Genomic DNA, 13,792 nt, shown 5'->3' on the forward strand with positions numbered 1-13,792 from the left:
GCTTCGCGCCCGCCTGCGGCCGCGGCAAGCTTACCGCCGCGCCAGGATGTCCATCAGCAGGGCCTTGAACCGCTCCCGGTCCGCACCCAGGCACACCTGGGCGTTGGGCCTCTCCACCCGCTTCTCCACGCCCGCGTACTGCGCCGGGGTGATCACCGAGGCGCCGCGGGTCAGTTCGCCCCGGGTCTCGATGTCCACCTGGCAGGGCTGCCACCCGCGGGCGATGGCCGGATCGGCGATCATGGCCGCCACGATGGAGTCGGGGTGGGTCACGCCCCGGATGCCCACCGTCTCATTGAACTGCCGCACCACGCGGTTCACCTGCAGGTAGAACCGGGCCAGCTCCGTATCCAGCCGGCGGATGTCCTCCAGGTCGCCGTCATCCAGCACCGTGTCCCGGACGCAAAGGCCCCAGTCGACCAGCCGGATGTCGAACCCCGCCCGGAACACGATCCGTGCAGCCTCGGGGTCGACGTAGAAGTTGTACTCCGCTGCGGGGGTGATGTTCCCGGGGGCGAAGTAGGTCCCCCCCATGATGTAGAGGGTCTTCACCTTACGGGCGATGGAGGGGTCCCGGGTCACCGCCACGGCGATGTTGGTCAGGGGCGCCTGGGCCAGGATGGTCAGCTCACCCGGTGCCGCGTGGATCCGCTCGATCAGGGCGTCGACGGCATGCTGGGGCTCGGGGCGCTGCCGCGCCCGGGGGAAGAAGGAGTCGCCCATTCCGTCGCGGCCGTGGACGTAGTCCGCCGCCACCCACTCGTTGACCAGGGGAACGGCACAGCCGGGGTAGACCGGGACCTGGCCGCTGCGCCCGGCCATCTCGATGGTGTAGAGGGCGTTCTCGATCTGCTGCTCGAAGCCCACGTTCCCTACCGAGATGGTGACGGCCTCCAGCTGGATGTTGGGATGGAGCAGAGCGATGAGCAGGGAGTTGACGTCATCCCCCGCCGTATCGGTGTCGACGATCAAGCGAACCGGCAATCCCCATTCCTCCTCTGCGCGACCTGGGCACAGCCCGTGCCGGCAGATCAAGCCGGCCGGAACCTTGCCGCCCCGCCGGCCACCGCCTGCCGCCCGGGACGGGTTCGACCGGCGCCGCCTGCGGCCCGTCCCCGCCGGCAGCCCCGGCTCCGCCGGGCCCTCCGCTAGCCGCGGGCGGCAAGGAACGCCTCCAGTTGTTCCCGCCGCGGCAGGGCCGGGATGACCCCCAGGGCAGTACAGGTCAGGGCTCCGGCCGCCGCTGCCCGCCGCACCGCCTCCATCAGGGGCCGTCCTTCGGCCAGGGAAACCGCCAGGGTGGCGCTGAAGGAATCGCCCGCCCCGGTGGTGTCCACCACCGGGACCGGGAAGGCCGCCACCTCCGTCACCCCGCGGGGTTCGACCACCAGCACGCCGCGGGCGCCGCGGGTCAGGACCACCGTCCGCACGCCGGCATCCAGCAGGCGCCGGCAGAGGTTCAGGGAATCGGACGGGTCGTCGGGGGCCAGGCCCAGCAGGATGCGCAGCTCCGTCTCGTTGGGCGTGACGATGTCCGCCAGGGCCAGGTCCTCCAGGGGCAACGGCCGGGCCGGGGCCGGGTTGAGGATGGCCGTCACCCCCGCCTCCCGGGCCAGGCGCAACGCGTGGACCGCCGTCCGGGCCGGGATCTCCAGCTGCGTCAGCACCACGTGGCTCCGGGCCAGGCGCTCCCGAGCCCGTTCCACGTGGGAAGGCTCCAGGCACTCGTTGGCGCCGGGGTCCAGGACGATCAGGTTCTCCCCCGCCGCATTGAGCACGATGAAGCCGACGCCGGTGTTCCGGCCCTGCACCACGCCCAGGTACCGGGTGCCCACTCCCTCCCGGCGGTAGAGTTCCCAGGCGATGGCAGCCAGGTCGTCGTCGCCCACCAGCCCTACGAACTCCACGTCCGCACCCAGCCGGGCGGCCTGAACGGCCTGGTTGCTGCCCTTGCCGCCGGGCCCGCGGTCGAAGTCCCGCCCCACCACCGTCTCACCGGCCACCGGGAAGCGGTCGGCCCGCAAGGTCAGGCCGACGGCGAAACTGCCCACCACCGTCACCACGGGCCGCCGGCCCCCACTCTGCCCTGCCATGGCGAATCCCCCTGGGCACGCCGACATGCCGCCGATCGGCGCGAAGGAAACGGATCAACGGGCGACTTAGAAGCAAAGCTTGGCCCCGCTGGGATCCGGCCATGCCCCCGCGGGCGCCGGCCTCCCCGGTTCCAGGCCGGCACCCGCCGGCTGCAGGCCACGCGGCAGCCCCGCCGGTTCCCGGCCCCGGCCCTCGCCGCGTCCCTCCCGGGGACGCCGGATCACGGCGGAGAGGCGGAACCGGTCGCCGCGCAGCCAGACGTCGGAAAACTCGACGGGGCGGCCGTCGTCCAGGTAGACCACCTGCTGGATGTAGAACACCGGTGCCCCGGCGGGCAGTTCCAGGTATTCGGCCACCTCGCCCTCGGCCCCCAGGGCCTCGAAGGTGCGCTGGCCCCAGGCCAGGGTCAGGCCGTAATCCTGCTCCAAGGTGCGAAACAGCCCCTGCCGGGCGAAGTCGACCCGCTCGAGCCCCGGCGCCAGGTGGACCGGGACGTAGTTCTCCATGTAGGCCACCGGACAGGATTCGACCAGCCGGATGCGGGCCAGGTGGACCACCTGCTGCCCGGGTTCCAGCCGGAGCAGGGACGCCACCCGCCCGGCAGGCTCCTCCACCCGCTGCTGCAGCACACGAGTGCTGTAGCGGATGCCGCGTTCCTCAAGCAACTCGGAAAAGGCGGAAAGGCGCTGGGCCAGCGGCTGCTCGATGCCACCGGCGGTCACGAAGGTGCCTTTGCCGTGGATCTGGTGCAGCACGCCCTCCCGGACCAGTTCGGCAATGGCCTTGCGCAGGGTGCCGCGGCTCACGCCGACGGCACCGGCCAGGTCTTCCTCGGCAGGCAGCTTGTAGCGCTGCGGCCAGCGGCCCGTCCGGATCTGGTCCAGCATCCACTCCTTGATCTGCAGGTAGAGCGGAACGGGACTGGTCCGGTCGAGCTGCGGTCCGTCCACCGCCATCCCCCCGGTTCCCCTCGACTCCTGGCCACCGGCACCCGGGTGCGACGACCCAAGGCGGCCATGCCGCTAGGGCTGGGTGCCCTCGTTCGACGGGAGAGTCTTTGCTGCCCCCAAAGGCCCACGGGCACCGGGACCGCGCCGCGCCGGCGGGCCGCCGGTGCCCTTGGGCGTACCCATGGGACCCCAGCAGAGGCTGGGGTAGAGGTCTATAGACGTACATGCCCCATCTGGAGGCTATCATGGGGCGGAGGAAAGCGTCAACGGGGTGGACCTATAAATTTTCATTCACATTCGTGACCAGCCCGGGCCGGTCACGGCTTCGTGACGGCCCCGGGCTGGGCATGACTGCCACACCGGCCCCTCCGGCAGAACGGGCACCGCCGGCGGGCCAGGACACCGCCTGCCGGCGGCGAACACAAGGGGCATGGAGCAGTATCCCGTTCCCCTGTTGGAAGTACGTGATCTTGCGAAGCGGTACCCGGACGGGCCCAAGGCTCTCGACGGCGTCAACCTGCGCATCGACCCGGGTGAGCGCGTGATCCTGCTCGGCCGGAACGGTGCGGGCAAGACCACCCTGATCCGGTGTATCCTGGGCCTCGTCCAGCCCGACCGGGGCCAGATCTGGTTGGGCGGTGTGCCGGTTCACCCCGCGCGATGGCGCGCCCAGGGCGTGGGCGTGATGTTCGAAGACGCGGGTAACAGTTACGCCTACCTGACGGCCCTGGAAAACGTACTGTATTTCGGCTTGCTCAACGGGTGGCCGCCGGCGGAAGCCGGCCGGCGCGCCCTTCAGGCCCTCACAGCATTGGGCCTGGATCAGCAGGCGGGCCACCTCACCCAGTCCCTTTCCCGGGGCCAGCGCCAGAAGCTGGCGCTGGCTGTAGCCCTCACCCGAGGGGCTCCGCTGTTGCTGCTGGATGAGCCGACCCTGGGTCTGGACATCGAAGCCCAGCACAACCTGCGCCGGTTCATCCGGGACGAGATGGATCCCGCCCTCGGCCTCCTCATTGCCACCCATGACGCCAGCTTTGCCTGCGCCGTCGGTACACGCTACCTGATCCTTGAAGGTGGCCGGATCCTGATCGAGGCGACACCCGATGAGGTTGGCGGACCCGAGGCACTGGAAGCCCTTTATCTGGCCGTGGTCAGGAAGACAGCCACCGGGACGGAACACCCACACGCGATCCGGCAGGCAGCGGGGCGGCTTACCTCCAAGGGCGCATCGAGAGCTGAATCTTCCCGCAGCCTGACCCTGCCGCCGGGGGCGCAACCCCGTTTCGGCAACGCCTTGCGGGCGGCCTGGATCAAGAAGCGGGCGGAGTACCGGCGGTACTGGCTGGACTTCCTGGTGGGTCTCTCCATCAAGTGCATCTTCTTTCTGGGCGCCTTGTTTGCGGTCCCCGGAGCGCCGCCGGCGGAACTGGCCTTGCGGGTGCTGGGTTTTGGACTCTGGTACCTGAGCGCCCACGTGGTTGCCAAGATGGGGAACATGGCCCTGGAGGAGGCCTATCTGGGAACGGCCCAGCAGGTCCTGGTCACCCGCACCCACCCTGCCCGGTGGCTGGCCGCTACGGTAGGCGTGGAGCTGGCGCTCTCCTGCACCTGGGTTGCCATGTTCACGGTCATCGCGGCGGTGTTGACCGGCCCCCGTGCCCTGTTGAGCGGATGGGGAACCGTGGGCTGGCCAGCACTTCCCCTGGCTCTGGCGGGCCTGGGAGGGATGATCGGTTGCGGCCTGGTCGCCCTGGGACTATCCCTTCGTTACAAACAAGTCGGTTCGCTGGTAGAGGTGTTCCTGTATTACCTGCTGGTTTTCTCAGGGTTCTTTCTTCCTCCGGGTGCCATACCGGTTCCGCTTAAGGTTCTCAATGCCGTCTCGCCGCTGGCGCGGGTGGTGGACGGCCTGCGGTCAACGTGGCAGGGTGGGCCGCTGGGGCCGGTGCTGCTTGCCGCTTGGGGCGTGGCGTTCCTCTGGCTTGGGGTGGGATGGCTGGTGGCGCGGCGGCAATGGGCCTGGGCGCGCAGGACAGGGCGGCTGGGCAGCATCGCCTGACGGGAGGAGGATCGGTCTTGGGACGAAGCAGCGTCGCGGAAGTGGCTGCGGTGTTCCTCCGGCTGGGGGTGGTGGCCTTCGGCGGGCCCGCCGCCCACATTGCCATGATGCAGGAAGAACTGGTCCGGCGCCGGCGCTGGCTGGACGACCGGCGCTTCCTCGACCTGCTGAGCATCACGAACCTGATCCCCGGGCCCAACTCCACCGAGCTGGCCATGCACCTGGGGATGGAACGGGCCGGCTGGCGGGGATGGCTGGCCGCAGGCGCCTGCTTCATCGTGCCGGCGGCGGTGATGGTCGGGGTGCTGGCCCATGCGTACACCGTCTACGGCCGGACGCCGGTGGCCGAGCGCCTCTTCGAAGGCGCGCTGCCCGTGGTCCTGGCCATCGTCGTCCAGGCGCTGTGGAGCCTGGGCCGCACCGTCTTCCGCCCGGCCGCCCGACCGGCCGCAGCGCCTGCCGGCGGCGACCGGCCGGAGCCTGGCGGGCGGGGGGTCCCCGTCCCGGTTTCCCGGCGCCAGCTGGCCACCGCCCTGCGGGCCGGCGCGGCCTGGTCCGGCGCGGTTCGGGCCGGGGCAACCCGGGCCGCGCCGGCCCTGGCGATCCTGGCCCTCTACCTGGCCGGTGTCCATGAGCTGCTGCTGCTTCTCGCCGCAGCGGCCCTGGGGGGCGGGGCCGCCGCCCTTCGCCACCAACCTCACCACCAGTCCCGCCAGCGGCCGCCGCGGTCCACCCTGGCGGTAGGCGTCCTGGGAACGGCCGGCGGCCCCGGCCTGGGCAGCGTCCTGCTGGCGGCGGCGGGTACGGCGCCGGTACCCTTCAGCCTGGGTACCCTGTTCCTCACCTTCCTGAAGATCGGATCGGTCCTTTACGGCAGCGGGTACGTGCTGCTGGCCTTCCTGCAGCGGGACTTCGTCCAGCGGCTGGGCTGGCTCACCGAGCGGCAGCTGCTGGACGCCATCGCCGCGGGCCAGTTCACCCCCGGGCCCGTCTTCACCACCGCCACCTTCGTCGGGTATGTCACCGGCGGCTGGGCGGGGGCAGCCGTGGCCACCGTGGCCATCTTCCTGCCGGCCTTCGTCTTTGTGGCGGCCATCCGGCCCCTGGCGGACCGACTGCGGCGCTCCCCGGTCCTGGCAGCGGCCCTGGACGGGCTCAACGTTGCCTCCTTCGCCCTGATGGCGGGGGTCACCTGGCAGCTGGCCCGCACCGCCGTGTTCAACCTCTGGACGGCGGGGCTGTTCGCCGGCGCCCTGCTCATCCTGGGACGAACCCGGCTCAACTCGGCCTGGCTGATTGCGGCGGGCGCGGCCACCGGCCTGTTCCTGCCCCGCTGACCGGGCGACGCCACCCGGGCAAGAAACGAAGCCGAGCAGGCGACTTTGGGAAACCTCCGGCCTGCCCGGCTTCCGCTTCGTTTTCGCTCCGCGGCGCCCGTCCCTTGCAATCCGGCTCAGGACTCGGGATCTTCGCGGTCTACCGGTTTTCCGGCATCCCGGCCCCGGTGTGCCATCCGGTGACGGTTTACTCCACGGTCACGCTCTTGGCCAGGTTGCGCGGCTTGTCGACGTCCGTGCCCTTGGCGACGGCCGCGTAATACGCCAGGAGCTGCAAGGGGACCGCCGCCACCACGGGCATCAGCAAGGGATGCACCACGGGCAGCTTCACCGTCTGGCGTGCGTACCGCTCGAAGCCGCTCAGGTCGCGCCGGACCACGGCGTAGACGGTGGCGCCGCGGGCCCGGACCTCCTCGATGTTGCTGATCATCTTCTCCCGCAGGGCCGGCTGGGTGGCCAGGGCGATGACCGGCGTCCCCTGCTCGATCAAAGCCAGGGTGCCGTGCTTGAGCTCGCCCGCCGGATAGGCCTCGGCGTGGATGTAGGAGATCTCCTTCAGCTTGAGCTGGCCTTCCAGGGCCGCGAAGTAGTCGAGCCCGCGGCCGATGAAGAACGCATCCCGCCAGCCGCCGGCCGCGTCCCCGATGGCCTTGATGTCCTCCTCCACGTGCAGAGCGGCCTCCACCGCCTCGGGCAGCTGGCGCAGGCTCTCCAGCAGGTTCTTCCGGCCCAGGGGCCCGGTGAAGCCCGTCAGCTCGGCCAGATGGACGGCCAGCAGGGTCAGGGCGACGATCTGGGTGGTGTAGGCCTTGGTCGACGCCACGGCGATCTCGGGCCCGGCCCAGGTGTAGACCACGTCGTCGGCCTCGCGGGCGACGGAGCTGCCGACCACGTTGGTGATGGCCAGCACCCGGGCACCCCGGCGCTTCGCCTCCCGCATGGCGGCCAGGGTGTCGGCCGTCTCGCCCGACTGGCTGATGGCGACGAACAGGGTGCGCTCGTCCACCAGGGGTTCCCGGTAACGGAACTCGGAGGCGATCTCCGTCCACGCCGGGATGCCGGCCAGCCGCTCGATCAGCCGGCCGCCGATCAGGCCGGCATGGTAGGCCGTGCCGCAGGCCACCAGATAGACCGCCCGCAGCTGCTGGATCCACTGGGGGTCGAACCGCACCGTGTCCAGGATCACACCCTCCCCCGAGGGGTGCACCCGCCCCGAGAGGGTATCCCGCACGGCCCGCGGCTGCTCGTGGATCTCCTTGAGCATGAAGTGGGGGTAGCCGCCCCGCTCCGCCTGGCCGGGATCCCACTGGACGAACATCGGCTCCCGTTCCACCGGGGTGCCGTCAAGGCGCAGCAGCTGGACGCCGTCGCGGGTCAGGACGGCCATCTCGCCCTCTTCCAGCGGGATCACGCGGCGGGTGTGGGGCAAGAGCGCCGGGATGTCCGATGCCAGGAAGTTCTCGCCTTCACCCAGGCCCACGATGAGGGGCGAGGCCTGCTTGACGGCGACGATCTTGCCGGGCTCCCGCCGGCTCAGCACCGCCAGGGCATAGGCCCCCTGCAGCCGCTGGGCGGCGCGGCGCACCGTCCCCACCAGGTCGCCGTCGTACAGCTCTTCCAGCAGGTGGGCGACAACCTCCGTGTCGGTCTCCGAGGCGAAGCGGTGACCCCGGGCCGCCAGTTCGTCCCGCAGCTCGGCGTAGTTCTCGATGATCCCGTTGTGCACCACCACGAAGGCGCCCGTGCAGTCGGTGTGGGGATGGGCGTTCTCGTCCGAAGGGCGGCCGTGGGTGGCCCAGCGGGTGTGGCCGATCCCGGCCGTGCCGCGCAGGGGTCGCTGGCTCAGGAGTTGCTCCAGGCCGTCGATGCGCCCCTGGCGCTTGCGGACGTCCACCGTGCCGTTGTAACTGACGGCGATGCCCGCCGAATCGTAGCCGCGGTATTCCAGCGCCCGCAGGCCGCCGATCAGGATGGGAACGGCCTGCTTGGGTCCGACGTAACCGACGATGCCGCACATGTTCGCCATGTCCCTCCTCACAGCGTCCGCCTGGCTACCACTGCGCGCAGCTGCTGGCGCGAGCGGTGAATCTGACAGGCCTGAATCCGGATGCGTGCAAGCCGTCCGGCGGGCATGCGGGCCCGCCCGCCGGCCAGGACGAAACGGCCGGCCTGCCCGGGGCACCCCGGCGTGCGACGGCCCACGACGGACTCTGGGCCGGCGCCGCGGGGTCGGGACCCCACGACCCGGGAGCACACGATAACCCCCGGCCACGCCGCGCCGGGCCGCAGGGGCAGCCACCGGCGATCCACGCGCAGGGCGCCCGCCGAAGCGGCCCGCGGACACGGACAGCCTTCTGGGAAAACAGCACGGGAAAACCCGCTGAGGGCATGGGGAAGGGCGATGCACTGGAGGCGGGATGGCGGGTGAGGGTTCGCGCCACCTGGCCCGTCTTGTCCCCGGGATCGCTCCCGGGTTTTGCCGGGCCGCTCACGGTCGTGGCCAACCGCCGGGCGATCCGCCGAAACCTTCGATACGCCCGGTCCTCGTCAACTCGCCGGCCTGCCGCCGGCGAGTCCTGGCGCTAGCAGGCTCCGTTCCTGCTTTCGGTCTGTCCTGGCAAACCCTCATGGTGCACCGCGACGAACCCGCTACCGGACGGTCCGTGACGGCCGCACCTCGCGGCTCCCTTTCCCCATGGGCGGCGTTCGGATCGGCTTCCGCCTTACCGGCTACCGGCTCCTGCCCGCCACCGGCCCTCGGCCCTCACCTCCTCCCCGGACACCGGCGCTCACCATGCCGCCGCGCGCCCCCGGTGCCCTGCGACTCCCTTGCGCGGGGGTGCCTGGCCGGCGACCCGGTGCTGGGCCGGGCAACCCGCCAGGGCACCACCCTGTTCCAGGCACCCCATTCTATGCGCCCCGGCCCGCCCCCTGTCAATCGGCCGGCGACCCCAGGGCGCGCCGGATGGCGCCCGCCACCGACTCCGCCAGCTCCCGGACCAGGGCGGCATCGTCCCCCTCCACCATGACCCGGATCAGCGGCTCGGTGCCCGAGGCCCGCACCAGGATGCGGCCCTCCTCGCCCAGCCGCTGCCGGGCCGCAGCGATGGCCGCCTGGATGGACGGCTCCTCCTCCCAGCCGTCCCGCCGGGTGACGGGCACGTTGAGCAGCACCTGGGGCACGGGCTGCACCACCGCCGCCAGCTGGGAAAGGGGCTTGCCCGCCCGCACCATGACCGCCGCCAGGGCCAGGCCGGTGAGGATGCCGTCCCCGGTGACGGCGTGGCGCCGCAGGATGATGTGCCCCGACTGCTCACCACCCAGGACGAACCCGCCCTGCTCCATGGCCTCGAACACGTGCCGGTCGCCCACCCGGGTACGCACCAGCCGCAGGCCCGCGGCCTTCAGGGCCCGCTCGAGCCCCAGGTTGCTCATCACCGTGGCCACCACCGTGTTGCCGGCCAGCTCGCCCCGGGCGGCCATGTCCAGGGCCAGGATGGCCAGGATGGCGTCGCCGTCCACGATGTGGCCGCGCTCGTCCACGGCGATGACCCGGTCGGCGTCGCCGTCGAAGGCCAGGCCCAGATCGGCCCCCTGCTGGCGCACCACCTGCGCCAGCGCCTGAGGAGCCGTGGAGCCGCAGCCCACGTTGATGTTGGTGCCGTCGGGCGCGTCGTGGATCACCGTCACCCGGGCCCCCACCGCCTGCCAGGCCGCCGGCGCCCAGGGAGTGGCGGCGCCGTGGGCGCAGTCCAGAACCACCCGGAGACCCTCCAGGCCGGTCCCGGCCACCTGCCGGAGGTGGGCCAGGTACCGGTCGCCGGCGTCCGCCGCCGCCTGCCGGCGCCCCACGGCTCCGCCCACCGGCGGGACGAACCCGGCCCCGCCGCCGGCTTCGGCCACCAGTCCCTCGACGGCTTCCTCCAGCTCGTCGGGCAGCTTGCGCCCCTGCGGGTCGAAGAACTTGATGCCGTTGTACTCCGGCGGGTTGTGGCTGGCGGAGATCACGGCCCCGCCCGTAGCTCCCAGGGCCCCGGTGAGATACGACACCCCGGGCGTGGTCATCACCCCCAGGGGCACCACCAGAGCGCCGGCCGACATCAGGCCGGCGCTCAGTGCCGCCTCCAGCAGCTCTCCCGATGCGCGGGTATCCCGGCCCACCACGATCCGGGGCTGTCCGCCGCCACGCTCCTCCAGCACCCGGGCCAGGGCCCGGCCCAGGGCCAGGGCCAGCTCCGCGGTGAGCTCGGTGTTCGCCACGCCGCGGACACCGTCGGTTCCAAACAAGCGCGCCATACCGGTCCTCCTGTTCGACTCCTGCAAGACATCCAGGAACGCTCGGGGGCGGCCGCCCCGGCGGCCCCGCCGCCGGCCCGCCGCGACGGGCCGTCACCGTCCCCCGGCGGCCTCTCCATCGCTCGCGGTCCCGCCGCCTTCCGTGCCGCTGTCCGCGCCGCCTCCGGTCCCGGTCCCCGGCGCGTTCCCGGCGCCGCCTGCGCCGGCCGCCGGTTCGGCCGGGCGAATCTCGACGGTGACCCGCACGGTCCGCGGGCTGCCGGACAGCACGACTCCCTCCGGCAGCGCCAAGCCCACCTCCCGGGTCACCGTCCGGTCCAGCCCGCCGATGTTGACCGGTTCGGTCTGGAGGAACTCCAGTTGCTGCAGCAACCGCTCCTCGCGCGCCCGCACGGTGACCTCGGCGGGCTCGATGGTGATGTTGCCGATCTCATGGCCTTCGGCCGGCGTTCCCTCCAGCCGCGCCTGGACCGGCACCACCTTCTGCGGCATGAAGACCACCGGCACCGTCACCTGCACCGTCTGGGGCTCCAGCACCAGGGCCTGGGGATACACCGCCTCCACCGGACGCCCCGACGCGTCCACCGGGACCAGGGTCACCGAGTGGGCGATGGTGCTCTGGATCCCGCTGACGGGAACGGAGGCCACCACCCTGGCCACCCGTTCCACCAGGCTGCGGGCACCGCTGACGGTGACCTGCTCCACCGAGACCGCCGGGTTCTCGATGATGTAATCCGGTGCCGGCTCGCCGTTCAGCTGCAGCTCCACGGGCACCGTCTTCTCCATGCGCTGCTCGAGGCGCACCGTCACGTACTGGGGACTGACCCGCACCACCCGCAACCGCCCCCGGGCGGGGATCACCGTCACCGGGCGGGTGGTCTCGCCCGGCCCCACACCGCTGAGGTCCACGGTCACCCGGGCATCGCGGGCGCCGAGATCCTCCAGGAACTCCGGCGGGCCGCTCAAGGTGACGTCCACCGCGTGGGGTTCCAGGGAGAGCACCGCCAGCCCCGGGTCGAGGCCCTCGGGGACGACCTCCACGTCATACACCGTCCGCGCGTGGTCGGGGTTCTGGCTGCTCATCACGCCGAACCAGAGGATGATGGCCAGGATCACGGACAGGACCTTCAAACGCGTCTCGTTCTCGAACAGCCGCTCCATCAGGACGACCCCCGCATCCAGGGCAAAAGGGACGGCGTCTCCTCCGGCGCCAGCAGGGACGTCAACAGCTCCTTCAGGGTGGCCTCGTCCAGGTTGCGGATCAGCTTGCCGCCCTGGGCCAGGGAGACGCGGCCCGTCTCCTCCGAGACCACGATGGCCACGGCATCGGAATGCTCGCTGATGCCCAGGGCCGCCCGGTGGCGGCTGCCCAGCTCGGGTCCCGGCCCGGCCTCCTCGGTCAGGGGAAGGAAGGCGCCGGCGGCCATCACCCGGTTGCCGCGGATGATCACCGCCCCGTCGTGCAGGGGCGTGTTGGGGATGAACACGTTGACCAGGAAGGGCGCGGAGACGATGCCGTCGATGATGATCCCCGTCTCGATGATCTCGTTGAGGCCCGTCTCCCGCTCGATCACCACGATGGCGCCGACCTTGTTGCGGGACAGCTGTTCGACCGCCCGCACCACCTCGTCGATCATGCGGGCCACGTCCTGCTGGGGCAGGGCGAAGAGCGGCCTCGCGAAGAAGCGCCCCCGTCCCAGCTGCTCCAGCGCACGGCGCAGTTCGGGCTGGAAGACGATGGGCAGGGCGACGATCAGCGCCAGCTGGGCTTGCCGCAGCAGCCAGTGGATGGTGTCCAGGCGCAGCCAGCCGCTGATGCTGGTGAAGACCACCAGCACCAGGATGCCGCTCAGGATGGGAACGGCCCGCGTCCCGCGGATCAAGAGGAAGAACCGGTAGAACAGGTAGGCGACCAGGGCGATGTCCACCAGGGAGATCAGCCAGTCGACCCAGGTCATGGTGAAGAGGAACGCGGGCAGCGGCACCTCAGGCCTCCCTCCCGGGACTGCCGCGCCCGGCCGGCAACGGCTCCCGCGCGGCAGCAGGCTCTCACCCCGGCCGGATCCACCGTGGCCGGCCCCGTGTCCCCGGCCCCGTCCCCAGGCGAGCACGGGCACGGGAAGCCGGCCCCCCGGACCCCGGCACCGGACCCTCCGCCCCAGGGCGCGGCTTGCGGGCCGGCGGCCGGCAGGCGGATCCCGACCGCCCCCTGGTTCGACCCGGCGCCGGGCCGGCGGCTACCCCGTGGCCGGCTCGGGCCGGATGTAGTACGCCAGGCTCTGCAGCTCCAGCGTCAGGTCGATGTTCTGCACCACCACCCCCGGTGGCACCTGGAGGGTCACCGGGGCGAAGTTGAGGATCGCCTCGACGCCGGCGGCCACCAGCCGCCGGGCCACGGCCTGGGCCGCCCCCGCCGGAACGGCGATCACCGCCAGCCGGATCCCCAGGCGGCGGATCACCGCCTCCATGGCGTCGGCCGGCTGGATCTCCAGGCCTTCGATGCGCTCGCCGATGCGGGCCGGGTCGCTGTCGAAGATGGCGACGATCCGGACGTCCCGGTGGCGGGTGCGGTTGTACCGCGCCAGCGCCGTACCCAGGTGCCCGGCCCCCACCAGGGCGATGGGCACTTCCCTGTCCAAGCCCAGGATATGCCGCAGCCGGTCCACCAGCACATCGATGCGGTAGCCCACGCCCCGGGTGCCGAAGGCACCGAAGTACGCCAGGTCCTTGCGGATCTGCTCGGAAGAATAACCGGTACGGGCAGCCAGGTCGGCGGAGGAGACGATCTCGTGGTCCTCGGCCCGTAATTCCTCGAGGGCCCGCAGGTAGACGGGAAGCCGGCGGATGGCCACGTCGGGCACGCGGGCGGGGGCGCCGCCGGTCTCCTGGTCCGGGACGACCGCCGGCTCCGGTTCGGCCCCCGCCTTTTTGCCCGCCGCTGGCGCCCGGCCGGACAGCCTGGGCTCCCCATCCCCTGGCCTGACCGCCATGCCCGCCTCCCTTGGGTTCCCGATCGCGGCGACGGTTGCCGCCAACCGGCCCCTCCGGCCCACCCG

The 13,792-nt window shown here is 71.8% G+C and carries 10 protein-coding genes; 2 read left to right on the forward strand and 8 right to left on the reverse strand.

Features of this window, described 5'->3' with window-relative positions; all coding sequences use genetic code 11:
* Positions 1-30: 30 nt before the first annotated feature.
* The 3 genes from THESUDRAFT_RS09660 to THESUDRAFT_RS09670 form a co-directional block, all read right to left on the reverse strand.
* On the reverse strand, positions 31-984 hold the full coding sequence (locus tag THESUDRAFT_RS09660) for a nucleoside hydrolase (RefSeq protein ID WP_006904608.1): 954 nt from the start codon (positions 982-984) through the stop codon (positions 31-33).
* A 164-nt stretch (positions 985-1,148) separates the two neighbouring features.
* On the reverse strand, positions 1,149-2,093 hold the full coding sequence (locus THESUDRAFT_RS09665; RefSeq protein WP_006904609.1) for a ribokinase: 945 nt from the start codon (positions 2,091-2,093) through the stop codon (positions 1,149-1,151).
* 66 nt (positions 2,094-2,159) lie between these two features.
* The gene (locus THESUDRAFT_RS09670; protein ID WP_006904610.1) at positions 2,160-3,044 is read right to left on the reverse strand and encodes a GntR family transcriptional regulator; all 885 of its coding nucleotides are present in this window, start codon (positions 3,042-3,044) and stop codon (positions 2,160-2,162) included.
* A gap of 430 nt (positions 3,045-3,474) precedes the next feature.
* Here THESUDRAFT_RS09670 and THESUDRAFT_RS13030 point away from each other — a divergent pair, with 430 nt between their 5' ends.
* Together THESUDRAFT_RS13030 and THESUDRAFT_RS09685 are read left to right on the forward strand one after the other, a co-directional pair.
* Positions 3,475-5,103 (forward strand): ABC transporter ATP-binding protein/permease, encoded by a 1,629-nt coding sequence (locus THESUDRAFT_RS13030; RefSeq protein WP_006904611.1) that lies wholly within the window; start codon positions 3,475-3,477, stop codon positions 5,101-5,103.
* A gap of 17 nt (positions 5,104-5,120) precedes the next feature.
* Positions 5,121-6,440 (forward strand): chromate transporter, encoded by a 1,320-nt coding sequence (locus THESUDRAFT_RS09685; protein WP_006904612.1) that lies wholly within the window; start codon positions 5,121-5,123, stop codon positions 6,438-6,440.
* A 187-nt stretch (positions 6,441-6,627) separates the two neighbouring features.
* On the opposite strand, the gene glmS is transcribed toward THESUDRAFT_RS09685, so the two are convergent.
* The 5 genes from glmS to THESUDRAFT_RS09710 form a co-directional block, all read right to left on the reverse strand.
* Complete coding sequence (glmS, locus tag THESUDRAFT_RS09690; RefSeq protein ID WP_006904613.1) at positions 6,628-8,457, reverse strand: glutamine--fructose-6-phosphate transaminase (isomerizing); 1,830 nt, start codon at positions 8,455-8,457, stop codon at positions 6,628-6,630.
* Positions 8,458-9,374: 917 nt separating this feature from the next.
* Positions 9,375-10,736 carry a phosphoglucosamine mutase gene (glmM, locus tag THESUDRAFT_RS09695; protein WP_006904614.1) on the reverse strand — a complete coding sequence of 454 codons (1,362 nt, stop codon included), beginning with the start codon at positions 10,734-10,736 and terminating at the stop codon, positions 9,375-9,377.
* A 93-nt stretch (positions 10,737-10,829) separates the two neighbouring features.
* Positions 10,830-11,897, reverse strand: coding sequence for a CdaR family protein (locus THESUDRAFT_RS09700; RefSeq protein WP_006904615.1), 1,068 nt, complete (start codon positions 11,895-11,897; stop codon positions 10,830-10,832).
* Positions 11,897-12,721: a diadenylate cyclase CdaA gene (gene cdaA / locus THESUDRAFT_RS09705; RefSeq protein WP_006904616.1), complete on the reverse strand. Its 825-nt coding sequence runs from the start codon at positions 12,719-12,721 to the stop codon at positions 11,897-11,899. Before cdaA ends, THESUDRAFT_RS09700 begins: the two co-directional genes overlap by 1 nt.
* 252 nt (positions 12,722-12,973) lie before the next feature.
* A complete protein-coding gene (locus THESUDRAFT_RS09710; protein WP_006904617.1) occupies positions 12,974-13,726 on the reverse strand; it encodes a redox-sensing transcriptional repressor Rex in 753 nt (250 codons plus the stop codon).
* Positions 13,727-13,792: the final 66 nt, after the last annotated feature.

The sequence above is a fragment of the Thermaerobacter subterraneus DSM 13965 genome, assembly GCF_000183545.2.
GTDB lineage: Bacteria > Bacillota > Sulfobacillia > Thermaerobacterales > Thermaerobacteraceae > Thermaerobacter > Thermaerobacter subterraneus.

Excerpts from the sequence above, each read along its gene's own strand:
- THESUDRAFT_RS09665 (WP_006904609.1), bottom strand. The coding sequence starts at position 2,093 with ATGGCAGGGCAGAGTGGGGGCCGGCGGCCCGTGGTGACGGTGGTGGGC.
- THESUDRAFT_RS13030 (WP_006904611.1), top strand. The coding sequence starts at position 3,475 with ATGGAGCAGTATCCCGTTCCCCTGTTGGAAGTACGTGATCTTGCGAAG.
- glmS (WP_006904613.1), bottom strand. The coding sequence starts at position 8,457 with ATGTGCGGCATCGTCGGTTACGTCGGACCCAAGCAGGCCGTTCCCATC.
- glmM (WP_006904614.1), bottom strand. The coding sequence starts at position 10,736 with ATGGCGCGCTTGTTTGGAACCGACGGTGTCCGCGGCGTGGCGAACACC.
- THESUDRAFT_RS09700 (WP_006904615.1), bottom strand. The coding sequence starts at position 11,897 with ATGGAGCGGCTGTTCGAGAACGAGACGCGTTTGAAGGTCCTGTCCGTG.
- THESUDRAFT_RS09710 (WP_006904617.1), bottom strand. The coding sequence starts at position 13,726 with ATGGCGGTCAGGCCAGGGGATGGGGAGCCCAGGCTGTCCGGCCGGGCG.